The organism is Rosenbergiella australiborealis (assembly GCF_018494035.1).
In the GTDB taxonomy this organism is placed as follows: domain Bacteria; phylum Pseudomonadota; class Gammaproteobacteria; order Enterobacterales; family Enterobacteriaceae; genus Rosenbergiella; species Rosenbergiella australiborealis.
Genome location: NZ_JABBFO010000004.1, coordinates 66885 through 79484, shown reverse-complemented (window position 1 = coordinate 79484; position 12600 = coordinate 66885). Strand labels below are relative to the sequence as shown.

The following is a 12600-nucleotide window of genomic DNA, read 5'->3' as shown; positions in this document are numbered from 1 at the left end:
TCACAACTTTTGCTGGCTCTTTTGACGTACACGGAATGCAAAGTAACGGCCTTGTTGTGCAATCAAATCCTCATGCGATCCTTGCTCAATAATTTGCCCTTGATCCATCACGCAAATGGTATCGAGTGATTCAATTCCCGTAAGTCGATGCGTAACCATCAGCACTGTCTTATCGGCGGTAACTTTCAGTAACAGCTGCATAATTTGATGCTCAGTCTGTGCATCAAGCCCTTCAAGAGGCTCATCCAATAACCAGAGAGGGGCATTGTGAAGTAACGCGCGAGCAATCGCTAAACGTCTTCTCTCACCGCCCGAAAGCGGTCTGCCTCCTTCGCCTAACCAACTGTCAAGACCGGCTCCTTCGAGTAAATTATCTAACCCTACTGCCACTAAACTGTCTGCAAGTTGGTGATCATTGGCATTGGGTTTTGCAAGGGTCAAATTTTCGCGCAGTGTTTGATTAAATATCGACACACGCTGACTCACGACGGTAATCAATGATCGTAATTGTTGTTCAGAATAAGCCTGTAACGGTTGATGATTCAGTTGAATCTCTCCAGCTTGGGGATCCCATGCTCGAGTCAGCAATTGCAGTAATGTGGTTTTACCACAGCCAGTACTTCCCAATAGAGCAACTTTCTGTTTTGCAGCCAGATGCAAAGTGAGCTGATTTAACACCTGTGGCCCGGTATCACTATAACGAAAATTGACCGCATTCAATGATAAATTGGCATCTTGTTCGGGGCAGGGGACGGCTGTGTCGGGAAACGTAACTTTTGGCGCTTGCTGAATCAGCTGATGCAGCCGTTCTGCAGCAATCGAGACTTCGGATAAATGTAAAAAAGCAATCGCGACAGGCCCGAGCGCTTCAAAAGCAGCGAGAACACAAAATATTAATAGCGCACTGTCGGCCGTTGCCACCTGTTCGACCTGGTAACGTGACATGATGATAAAGACCACCACCACCGTGATACCCGTTAAGAAAAGAATAATACTTTGTGCCATTGCATTAAGGCTTTGTTGGCGAGCTTGTGTGGCTTGCCACTTCTGTTCAGTCTGACTCAGTGTCATCCGCCAATCTTTCGCTGGAGGGAAAAGTAGAAGTTCGGACATAGCACTTAAATTTGTAGTCAACTGTTGACGATAAGCACTGCTTAACGCTGCAATCTGTTCACCTGCGGACTTACCTAAGCGGTAAAAAATGGGTGGGAAGAGCACGATGACTGCCAACATGACCAGCGCAACAAACACTGCGGCACTTACATTGATATAGCTTAAACCAATACCGACAACGACTGCGACAAGCACAGCACCAATCATCGGTGAAATCACACGTAAATAGAGGTGATCTAAGGTTTCTACATCACCGACAAAACGGTTGAGGAGGTCCCCTTGACGAAATTCTTGCGTCCCGGCGGGGGCCAGAGGGTAAATTTTACTAAAGATGGCGACACGCAGATGCTTTAACACTTTAAAGGTGGCATCGTGGCTCACGAGACGTTCTAAATAGCGTGCGACAGTCCGCAGTATCGCGGCGCCTCTGACGCCTGCTGCCGGTAACATGTAGTTAAAGCTATAAATACCGGCACTTCCTGCCATTGCAGATGCTGCGAGAAACCATCCAGAGAGGCTGAGTAAACCGACACTGGCTAATAGGGTGAGGGCCGCTAGAATGATACCAAAAAATAACTGCCAGCTATGTCTACGCCAGAGTTTTAAAAAAGGGAATAATGCTTTCATTATTCGATTTCTCCTGAGCGGTGGCTTAGCATACGTTGGAAAAGACCCTCTTTCGCGGCTAACGTCGCATAATCGCCGACTTGTACAATATTACCCGCCTCCATCACTATAATGGTTGGCCAGTCAATCAGTTGGTCGAGTTGATGAGTCACCATTAAGGTCATTTGTTGATGGCTAGCCTGTTGTAAGCTGGCCATGATGTGTTGTTCGTGATGTCTATCTAAACTTGCTGTCGGTTCATCAAGCAAAAGTAAATTTGCTTGTTTAGCCAATGCTCTAGCAACGGCAATCCGTTGTGCCTGACCGACGGAAAGATTATGACTATCCTCGCTGACCTCGGTATCGAGTCCGTGAGGCAGACGGTCTAAAAACTCATCAACCCCAGTTTTTGCGACAAGAGTGTTTAATTCCTCTGCACTCAACGTACCATCCGGAGAGATGTTTTTCGCGATCGAACAAGAGAACAGGCGAGGATGCTGCCCAACCCAACTGATCCAGGCTAGCCATGCTTCACGAGAGAGCGTACTGAGTTCTTGCCCGTTTATCTGTAAGGAACCTTGATAAGCAAGAAAACCCAGTAATACATTAATGAGTGTACTTTTACCGGAGCCACTTGGCCCAACAAGCGCGATACGTTGGTTCGCTTGGAATTGAAAATTGATAGGACCAACCAGGCGAACGCCATCTGCCGAAGTAATAATAAGATCGTTTGCTTCGAGGGTTAAGCCTTCAGTTGTCGTGAGAAGCGTATTGGTTTCAACAGTAGGGCGAAGTAAGGTTTCCGTCCTCGCTAAAAATGCTTCAATTTCATCGGCTGCCCCGGAGGCTTGAGCTTTAGCATGATAGAAACTCCCCAAGTCACGTAAGGGTTGGAAGAACTCTGGCGCTAAAATCAGGGCTATAAACCCGGCAAAAAGCGTCACGGTAGTGCTATAGCTACCAAAGTGGAATACACCCAAATAAGAAAAGCCAAAATAGACGGCAACTATCGCGATTGAAACTGAGGCGAAAAATTCTAATACCGCAGAAGAGAGGAAAGCAATTCGCAACACTTCCATAGTGCGTAAGCGAAATTGTTCAGAACTTTCAGCGATAGCATCTTCTTCGGCTTGACGACGATTAAAAAGACGTAGGGTATCAAGGCCACGTAATCGATCTAAAAAGTCGCCACTCAGTCGCGCTAAGGCTGCAAAATTACGTCTGTTCGCATCTGCGGCACCCATACCGACCATCGCCATAAATAGAGGGATCAGCGGTGCTGTCAGAAATAAAATGGTCGCAGCTGCCCAATTTATGGGATAGAGCGTAATTAAAATAAGCAATGGGATAACCCCAGCTAGGGTTATTTGCGGTAAATAGCGTGCATAATAATCATGCATTTTCTCAATTTGTTCGTGTAAAAGCGTTGTCCAACTGCCTACCGGACGAGAAGCGACCCAGACTGGGCCTAATGCCTCTAAGCGATTAAGAACCGTTTCACGAATCGCTTGGCGTAACGTTTCGCCTGCTTTCGTCCCAGCTTTTTCGCGGTAGTAATGCAAGATTGCGCGTAGCGCAAAGCAGCCGAGTAATAATATGAGCCAGTGATAGAGATGAGCAAGAGGTTGATGATCAATCAGCGCACGTTGGAGAAGTTCTGCGAGACAGTATGCTTGCAACAGAATAGTAATGGCGCTGCAGGTTCCTAGCACCACGGAAATATTTAGCCAGCGTTTAGCGTGAAAACGTTGAGCCTTAAGCCAAAGGGCAAGTTGTTTTTGTCTTGATTTATCCACGGGAGAGCCACTATTCTGTAGGAGTTTGACATTGACTGCCTTAACATTGATTCAACTCTACCATGCTTGAGGCGAGGTTGGCGACAGATAACCTGCCGCCAGAATGAAGCGAGATCAATCAGTTAACAACTTAGTTATTTTCGCTAACTAAACCGTCTAAATAACGCTCAGCATCAAGAGCCGCCATACATCCAGTACCCGCTGAGGTAATGGCTTGGCGATAGTTATGGTCCATAACATCGCCGGCTGCAAAGACACCCGGAATACTGGTTTGGGTAGCATTACCTGCTAAGCCTGATTGCACCACGATATAACCGTCTTGAAGCGTTAACTGATCTGCAAAGATAGCGGTATTCGGTTTATGACCGATGGCAATAAAGACACCGGCTACGGCAACTTCTTCAACACTATTGTCGAAGGTGGATTTTAGTTTTACACCGGTAACGCCCATCTCATCACCCACCACTTCTTCTAAAGTGCGATCGGTATGAAGAATAATATTGCCGCTGCTGACTTTATCCATGAGACGGTCAATTAAAATCTTTTCTGCACGGAAATTATCACGACGGTGAATTAAGTGAACTTCAGCCGCAATATTCGATAAGTAGAGTGCTTCTTCAACGGCCGTATTTCCGCCGCCGACTACCGCCACTTTTTGTTTACGGTAGAAAAAGCCATCACAGGTAGCACAGGCGGAAACGCCACGACCTTTAAAGGCTTCTTCTGAAGGTAGACCGATGTAACGTGCTGACGCCCCAGTAGCGATAATTAGCGCATCAGCTGTATATTCTTCGCTATCACCGAAAAGGCGGAACGGACGTTGTTGTAAATCGACACGGTTAATATGGTCGAGAATAATTTCTGTATTAAATTTAACCGCATGTTCATGCATACGATCCATGAGGAGTGGGCCGGTCAGATCATGGGCATCGCCAGGCCAGTTTTCGACTTCGCTAGTCGTAGTAAGTTGCCCACCTTTTTCTACCCCCGTGATCAACACCGGGTTAAGGTTAGCACGTGCAGCATAAACCGCAGCGGTATACCCCGCAGGCCCAGAGCCTAGAATGAGTAATTTGCTGTGTTTGGCCATTTTGAGTCCTCAAAGTTAATACGCAATTTTATTGATTGTAGGGAATCTTGACCCCGAAAAAAAGCCTCTAAGCATTTTGTTCTCTATTAATGTAATAGGTAAAGGGTATTACTCAATGATTGCCTGAAAAAAAGAAAGAAAATGGCGAAGAAACCCATTTATTTACTAGAATAATCATGCGTTATCGATAAAAATAAAAAAAATACCGAATCTTGTACTGAAAAAAGATGTTTTGCTTTGACAATCCCCTATTGTTTTGCGAAAACAAGGGGTGGGCATTAATTGCCTTTAACGTTATTAAAAAAGCGACGGCACAACATAAGCATAAGCAGGCCAAATAATCCCCGGGAACAGGGCGGGCTTTTTATATAGGTTCGGCAATAAAAAGAGATAATTACTATGGTTGATAACAAAAAACGTCCAAGCAAGGATCTTGATCGCATAGATCGCAATATACTTAATGAATTACAGAAAGATGGGCGAATTTCTAACGTAGAACTATCAAAACGCGTCGGTTTATCGCCGACACCTTGTTTAGAGCGAGTACGTCGTCTAGAGCGTCAAGGATTTATTCTCGGCTATACCGCACTCTTAAACCCTCACTATTTAGATGCTTCATTGCTTGTTTTTGTTGAGATTACTCTGAATCGTGGTGCCCCAGATGTGTTCGAGCAGTTCAATGCTGCGGTACAAAAACTGGAGGAAACTCAGGAGTGTCATTTAGTCTCTGGAGATTTCGATTATCTCCTCAAAACCCGCGTCCCAGATATGTCTGCCTATCGCAAGCTGCTCGGTGAAACCTTATTACGACTCCCCGGCGTCAACGATACTCGTACCTATGTTGTGATGGAAGAAGTTAAGCAAAGTAATCGTTTAGTGATTAAAACTCGTTAAATCAGACAGGTGCAAAGGCTGAAGTTTTTCGGTACAATCCTGTAAATGCATACAGGAACAACGTGTTTAGCGTTGTTCCTTCCTCCCTTGACAGGCACCTGGAGAGTACTCTTGAGCCAGGAATACATTGAAGATAAAGATATTGCGTTAACTCCTATGAGCAGTGGACGGCGTTTAATTGAAGCGCTATTGATTCTTATTGCTTTGTTTGCCGTTTATCTAATGATCTCATTAGTGAGTTTTAATCCTTCTGATCCTAGTTGGTCGCAGACTGCATGGCATGAACCTATCCATAATTTGGGGGGTGGAATCGGTGCCTGGTTAGCAGACACCTTACTTTTCATCTTCGGAGTAATGGCGTATGCAATCCCCGTTGTCATCTTAGGGTTATGCTGGATTGCCCACCGTTACCGATTTAAAGACCAACATTATATTGACTGTTTTGCTATTGGTTTACGGTTGATCGGTGTACTGAGTTTAGTGGTAACAACTTGTGGCCTTGCCTCTTTGAATGCGGATGATATTTGGTACTTTGCCTCCGGCGGCGTGATTGGCAGTCTTGTGAGTAGCGCGATGTCACAATGGTTTTCTCCGGCGTTGGGCACGTTAATTCTTCTCTTTATCTGGGCTGCGGGGATCACGCTTTATACGGGCTGGTCTTGGTTAACCATTGCGGAAAAAATCGGTAATGCGGTGATGCGCGTGATGACATTCGCTAGCCACCGTCGAGATGAAGAATTTTGGGAGGAACAGGATGAAGCGCCAACTTCTTTGGCTGAGCTACCGACACCTGAAGCTGTCACTCAAAAAAATGGAAAAAGTGTTTTTCGTCGCTTAGTCAGTCGAGGCGCGAGTAATGCTACTGCCCCTTATGAGGACGACCCCTTACTTGCACCACGTCCAACGCCTTCAGCAACTACTGAGCAGCACGATTACGATCCGTTGCTAGACTACGATCCGCTGTTGGATTATCAGCCACGTCCCGTAGATGACGTGATCGAGAAAGAAACTCCCACGGCTGAGCTCGCCCCCGAGACTATTGATCAGCATTCTGATGTAACGCCCGTGGTTACGCATCCCTCTATGGAAACGCCGGTTGTGGCGAGGACCTCGCAAGACGAGATTAGGGTACCACCGGCACAGATGCCATCACACTCGGTCAGTCAGGCTTCGGCTCAGCCACATTACCATTTTGATATCCCTGTCGAGCGCCAAGCATATCAGCCAGTGCTGCAAAATAGTACTGAGAACCAACCTGTGGTTCCAACCGTGGCAGATGACTTGGATAGCGCAACCGTCGTAGCGCCGACAGTATCGGCCATTGCTACGCCGAAACCCTCAGCAGCGCCTGCGACAAAAGCGCTTTCGCCTTTCGCTGCGGCAGCGAGTATGGGAAAATTATCCACACCTGACTTGTCCGGTCAAAAACGCAAGGAAACGGGAAGCTCCTCTCAGGTCAAACAAGGTATTGGCCCGGAATTACCTCGCCCTAATCCAGTACGAATCCCAACACGTCGTGAATTAGCATCGTATGGGATTAAATTACCTTCGCAACGTCAAGCTGAAGAAAAAACTCGTCACGTTGATACGGTAGCTGAGCAAGAGTCAGTGAATGACGTTCAACAACCAATGACACCTTATTCATCGCAGCAAGTTCAACCGTCTGAGCCGATTTCGGCGCATACGATCGAGAGTAGTAATCGGGTAGACTATGACCATGACGCTCATGACGTTGAAGAGCAGGCACAACAAGAACATCTTGCTCGTCAGTTTCAGGTGGCTCAGCAACAACGTTATGATCAGCCGCAAGACACACAACACTCAGCAACTTCAGCACTGTTAGATCTTTCGGATTTCAATTTTTCACCGATAGAGGATTTGGTGGATGAGTCACCTAGTGAACCGTTGTTTACCTTGACTCCAGTTGAGCCTTCGGCGCCGGTACAACCCGCCGCACCGCCCAAAGAAGTGGTTGAGGAGAAGCCTGTTTCACCTGTCAGTACCGAGACAGCACCAAAGGATAGTCTATTTCATCCTTTCCTCGTTCGGCATGAACAGCCTCTGGCAAAGCCTACGACGCCATTGCCAACCTTGGATCTCTTGACACAACCCCCTTTGGAAGAAGAACCTGTAGACATGTTTGCGCTTGAGCAGACGGGTCAATTGGTCGAAGCAAGATTAGCAGATTTTCGTATTAAAGCTGATGTGGTGGGGATCTCTCCTGGCCCTGTCATCACCCGATTTGAACTGGACCTCGCTCCAGGTGTGAAAGCTGCACGGATCTCTAATTTATCTCGTGACTTGGCTCGTTCACTTTCCGCCATTGCCGTGCGGGTAGTGGAAGTGATCCCTGGAAAACCTTATGTTGGATTGGAATTACCTAACCAGCATCGCCAAACGGTTTATCTGCGCGAGGTACTCGATTGTCCAGCTTTCCGCGATAATCCCTCGCCACTCAGTGTTGTGCTTGGTAAAGATATCTCGGGTGAGCCAGTCGTTGCGGACCTTGCAAAGATGCCGCATCTACTGGTTGCCGGTACCACAGGCTCGGGTAAGTCAGTGGGGGTTAATGCCATGATCTTAAGCATCCTCTACAAAGCGACGCCGGATGAAGTGCGTTTCATTATGATTGACCCGAAGATGCTTGAACTGTCAGTTTATGAGGGGATTCCCCATCTTCTGACCGAAGTGGTCACCGATATGAAAGATGCTGCGAATGCTCTGCGCTGGAGTGTAATGGAGATGGAGCGACGTTATAAACTCATGTCAGCGTTGGGAGTGAGAAATTTAGCGGGCTACAACGAAAAAATTGAACAAGCCGAAGCGATGGGCCGTCCTATTCCTGATCCATTCTGGAAGCCGGGTGATAGCATGGACACCCAGCCTCCGGTCTTAGAAAAACTGCCTTATATCGTGGTTATGGTCGATGAGTTTGCTGACTTGATGATGGCTGTTGGGAAAAAGGTTGAAGAACTCATTGCCCGGCTTGCTCAGAAAGCACGTGCGGCAGGGATCCACTTAGTATTAGCGACACAACGTCCATCGGTCGATGTCATTACCGGGTTAATTAAAGCGAACATACCAACCCGTATTGCTTTTACTGTTTCGAGTAAAATTGATTCACGGACTATTCTTGACCAAGCTGGAGCCGAATCACTATTGGGGATGGGGGATATGCTTTACATGCCACCAAACTCATCCATGCCAGTGCGTGTTCACGGGGCATTTGTCCGTGATCAGGAAGTCCACGCTGTGGTTCAAGATTGGAAAGCGCGTGGTCGCCCACAATATATCGATAGCATTACTGCCGGTGATGAAAACGAAAGTGGTGCTGGCGGTGTGGACAGTAACGGTGAAGATCTCGATCCACTTTTCGATCAAGCCGTCGCCTTCGTGGTTGAAAAACGACGCGCATCAATCTCCGGCGTCCAACGTCAATTTCGTATAGGTTATAACCGTGCGGCACGTATTATTGAGCAAATGGAAGCTCAGGGAATCGTCTCCGAGCCGGGGAACAACGGTAATCGTGAAGTGCTGTCACCCCCTCCACATGAAATGTAAGTGAAGCTCAGTACGGGGAAATAGGCCAGAGTTTATGCTGGCCTATTGTTTATCAAAAGAATGCCCCAATATGCTATTTAGTCCCATTCCCCTATTCGATGGTTCAAGTTGTGGCTACAGTTATTGAACCACAGGTATGAATATTTAAAGGAATTACCAGTAATGAAAAAGATTATCGTTGCCACAGGATTCATTGCGGGTTTGCTTGCTGCACCGGTTTTCGCAGATGACGCTTCGGTATTGCAATCTCGTCTTAATAAAGTGAATAGCTTCCATGCTAGCTTTACTCAAACAGTGACTGACAGTTCTGGCGCTAACGTTCAGCAAGGTCAAGGTGAGCTATGGGTAAAGCGTCCGAGTCTTTTTAACTGGCATATGACAGCCCCGGATGAAAGCACAATCATTTCTGATGGAAAAACATTGTGGTTTTATAACCCATTTGTTGAGCAAGTCAGCGCAACTTGGCTTAAGAACGCGACCAGCAATACGCCTTTTATGCTAATCGCGCGAAACCAAAGCAGTGATTGGAAGAACTATAATGTGAAGCAGCAGGGCGATCACTTTGCGCTTACACCCAAGAGTGGTGGAAGTAACTTAAAACAGTTCAGCATTGATGTGACGCCAGAAGGTACCATCAACCAATTTAGTGCTATTGATCAAGAAGGCCAACATAGTCGCTATCAATTGAAAAGCCAAAAAAATGGGGCTATCGAAGCCTCGAAGTTTCAATTCACACCGCCAAAAGGTGTGACGGTCGATGACCAACGTCAATAAGTGAAAAAGGGTTAGCGTGAGTAATTATTCGTTAGAGTTTGCGCCCGCTGCATTGCAACCTCTCGCCGCCAGAATGCGTCCAACGACTCTGCAAGAATATGTTGGACAGCAGCATATTCTTGCCCCCGGTAAACCGTTAGCTAAAGCGATTGAAGCGGGGCACTTACACTCGATGATACTCTGGGGGCCTCCGGGTACAGGAAAAACGACCCTTGCGGAGATCATCGCGCACTATGCCCAAGCACAAGTATCAAGAGTTTCAGCGGTCACTTCTGGCATCAAAGAGATCCGCGAGGCTATTGATCGTGCGCGGGTCAATCGTCAGGCGGGTCACAGTACAATACTCTTTGTGGATGAGGTACACCGCTTCAATAAAAGTCAGCAGGATGCATTTTTACCGCATATTGAAGATGGCACTATCACTTTTGTTGGCGCTACCACGGAAAACCCTTCTTTTGAACTTAACTCTGCGCTGTTATCGCGGGCGCGTGTTTATCTCTTAAAGTCATTAACTCACTCTGAGATTGAAAAAATCTTGGATCAGGCAATGGAAGATAAAGAGCGGGGCTTGGCCGGTCAAGGGCTGATTTTACCCACGCAGACGCGTAGTATGCTAGCAGAGCTCGTGAATGGCGATGCACGACGGGCACTGAATACGCTAGAAATGATGGCGGATATGGCCGAGGGATCAGAAGGCCAACGCATACTTACGCCGCAATTCTTAACTGAAATCGCTGGCGAGCGTAGTGCGAGATTTGATAATAAAGGTGACCGCTTTTACGATTTAATTTCTGCGCTGCACAAATCTGTTCGCGGATCAGCCCCTGATGCGGCCTTATACTGGTATGCACGAATCATTACTGCGGGCGGCGATCCCCTCTACGTCGCACGTCGTTTATTGGCTATTGCATCGGAAGATGTCGGTAATGCCGATCCTCGCGGTATGCAAGTCGCGCTCGCAGCATGGGACTGTTATACCCGAGTGGGTCCGGCGGAAGGGGAGAGGGCGATAGCCCAGGCGCTGGTCTATCTGGCGTGTGCGCCAAAAAGCAACGCAGTCTACACTGCGTTCAACCAAGCGATGCAGGATGCACGCAATAGGCCAGACTATGATGTCCCCGACCACCTACGCAACGCGCCCACGCAGTTAATGAAAGAGATGGGACTTAAAAAAGAGTATCGTTATGCTCATGATGAGCCTCATGCCTATGCGGCGGGAGAAAACTATTTTCCCCGTGAAATGGCTGACACGCATTATTATCATCCTACCGAGCGTGGCCTCGAAGGTAAAATCGCCGAAAAACTCTCCTGGCTTGCACAACAGGATCATAATAGTCAGACAAAACGCTACCGCAGCAATTAACATTCCGGTAATCTGACACTTATCGTCGTCGTTAACTACGACTGTTTTTTCACTTACTTAAACAGGATTAGCATGCTCGATCCCAATCTGCTGCGTAATGAGCCAGACGCAGTTGCAGAAAAACTGGCACGCCGAGGATTCACTCTGGATGTAGAAACATTATGTGCGCTTGAAGAGCGTCGTAAAGTACTACAAGTCGAAACGGAAACGTTGCAAGCGGAACGTAATGCACGATCAAAATCGATCGGTCAAGCGAAAGCACGTGGTGAGGACATCGAGCCACTACGCAATGAAGTGAATCTTCTGGGTGAAAAACTCGATAAGGCTAAAGCTGATCTTGATACATTGCTTAATGATATTCGTCAATTAGCATTGACTTTGCCTAATATCCCGGACGACGTAGTCCCTAATGGTAAAGATGATACAGAAAATCTAGAAATCTTACGTTGGGGTACGCCGAAAAAATACGACTTCAACGTAAAAGATCATGTTGACCTTGGCGAAATCAGTGGCGGATTGGACTTTGCTTCTGCGGTAAAATTAACCGGTTCTCGTTTTGTCGTGATGAAAGGGCAGATTGCGCGCCTGCATCGTGCTTTAGCACAATTTATGCTAGATCTGCACACTGAGCAGCATGGCTATACTGAACTGTATGTTCCGTATTTGGTCAACCATGATTCGTTATTCGGTACGGGTCAATTGCCTAAGTTTGGCAACGATCTCTTCCATACGCGTCCGCTGGACGAAGAGGCGGGTAACAGTCAATATGCCCTGATCCCAACGGCAGAAGTCCCTGTGACGAATTTAGTGCGTGATGAAATTATTGACGAGGAGTCGCTACCTCTGAAGTTTACAGCGCATACCCCTTGTTTTCGTTCTGAAGCCGGATCATACGGTCGTGACACTCGTGGATTAATACGTATGCACCAGTTTGATAAAGTCGAACTGGTCCAGATCGTTGCCCCAGAACAGTCAATGGATGCCCTTGAGACATTGACCGGCCACGCAGAAAAAGTGTTACAGCTGCTGGAGCTACCTTACCGTAAAGTCCTACTTTGTACCGGTGATATTGGTTTTAGTGCGTGTAAAACGTATGATTTAGAAGTCTGGTTACCAGCTCAAGATACCTACCGTGAAATTTCGTCCTGTTCAAATATGGGCGATTTCCAAGCTCGCCGTATGCAAGCACGTTGTCGCTCGAAGAGCGATCGTAAGACGCGCCTAGTTCATACTCTAAATGGTTCAGGTTTAGCCGTCGGTCGTACGCTGGTGGCGGTGTTAGAAAACTACCAGCTTGAAGATGGCCGTATCCAAGTGCCTGAGGTGTTAAAACCTTATATGAAAGGTCTTGATATCATCGGTTAATCTCGACAATCCCCCGTAATCTAGACGGGGGATTGCTT

7 protein-coding genes and 2 pseudogenes are annotated in these 12600 nt (G+C 47.2%); 6 read left to right on the top strand and 3 right to left on the bottom strand.

Annotated features, from left to right (window positions below; all coding sequences use genetic code 11):
- The 3 genes from cydC to trxB form a co-directional block, all read right to left on the bottom strand.
- On the bottom strand, positions 1 to 1740 hold the full coding sequence (gene cydC, locus HGT73_RS06150) for a heme ABC transporter ATP-binding protein/permease CydC (protein ID WP_214212790.1): 1740 nt from the start codon (positions 1738 to 1740) through the stop codon (positions 1 to 3).
- Positions 1740 to 3515 (bottom strand): heme ABC transporter permease/ATP-binding protein CydD, encoded by a 1776-nt coding sequence (gene cydD, locus HGT73_RS06145; RefSeq protein ID WP_214212789.1) that lies wholly within the window; start codon positions 3513 to 3515, stop codon positions 1740 to 1742. The genes cydC and cydD overlap by 1 nt, the downstream gene beginning before the upstream one ends.
- Before the next feature lie 130 nt (positions 3516 to 3645).
- Positions 3646 to 4605 (bottom strand): thioredoxin-disulfide reductase, encoded by a 960-nt coding sequence (gene trxB / locus HGT73_RS06140; protein ID WP_214212788.1) that lies wholly within the window; start codon positions 4603 to 4605, stop codon positions 3646 to 3648.
- Positions 4606 to 5004: 399 nt separating this feature from the next.
- Between trxB and lrp the strand changes: the two genes are divergently transcribed.
- The 6 genes and pseudogenes from lrp (at position 5005) to serS (ending at position 12562) form a co-directional block, all read left to right on the top strand.
- Positions 5005 to 5499, top strand: coding sequence for a leucine-responsive transcriptional regulator Lrp (lrp, locus tag HGT73_RS06135; RefSeq protein WP_048911880.1), 495 nt, complete (start codon positions 5005 to 5007; stop codon positions 5497 to 5499).
- 45 nt (positions 5500 to 5544) lie between these two features.
- Positions 5545 to 6126, top strand: a pseudogene (locus tag HGT73_RS15050) (DNA translocase FtsK 4TM domain-containing protein); the annotation flags it as partial.
- Positions 6127 to 6876: 750 nt separating this feature from the next.
- Positions 6877 to 9060 (top strand): annotated as a pseudogene (locus HGT73_RS15045) (DNA translocase FtsK); the annotation flags it as partial.
- A 162-nt stretch (positions 9061 to 9222) separates the two neighbouring features.
- On the top strand, positions 9223 to 9834 hold the full coding sequence (gene lolA / locus HGT73_RS06125) for an outer membrane lipoprotein chaperone LolA (RefSeq protein WP_214212787.1): 612 nt from the start codon (positions 9223 to 9225) through the stop codon (positions 9832 to 9834).
- 16 nt (positions 9835 to 9850) lie between these two features.
- Positions 9851 to 11197 carry a replication-associated recombination protein A gene (locus HGT73_RS06120; RefSeq protein ID WP_214212786.1) on the top strand — a complete coding sequence of 449 codons (1347 nt, stop codon included), beginning with the start codon at positions 9851 to 9853 and terminating at the stop codon, positions 11195 to 11197.
- 72 nt (positions 11198 to 11269) lie between these two features.
- Positions 11270 to 12562: a serine--tRNA ligase gene (gene serS / locus HGT73_RS06115; RefSeq protein WP_214212785.1), complete on the top strand. Its 1293-nt coding sequence runs from the start codon at positions 11270 to 11272 to the stop codon at positions 12560 to 12562.
- Positions 12563 to 12600: the final 38 nt, after the last annotated feature.

Bases quoted from the DNA above. Each gene is read 5' to 3' on its own strand.
- lrp (WP_048911880.1), top strand. From the start codon at position 5,005: ATGGTTGATAACAAAAAACGTCCAAGCAAGGATCTTGATCGCATAGAT.
- trxB (WP_214212788.1), bottom strand. From the start codon at position 4,605: ATGGCCAAACACAGCAAATTACTCATTCTAGGCTCTGGGCCTGCGGGG.
- lolA (WP_214212787.1), top strand. From the start codon at position 9,223: ATGAAAAAGATTATCGTTGCCACAGGATTCATTGCGGGTTTGCTTGCT.
- cydC (WP_214212790.1), bottom strand. From the start codon at position 1,740: ATGAAAGCATTATTCCCTTTTTTAAAACTCTGGCGTAGACATAGCTGG.
- serS (WP_214212785.1), top strand. From the start codon at position 11,270: ATGCTCGATCCCAATCTGCTGCGTAATGAGCCAGACGCAGTTGCAGAA.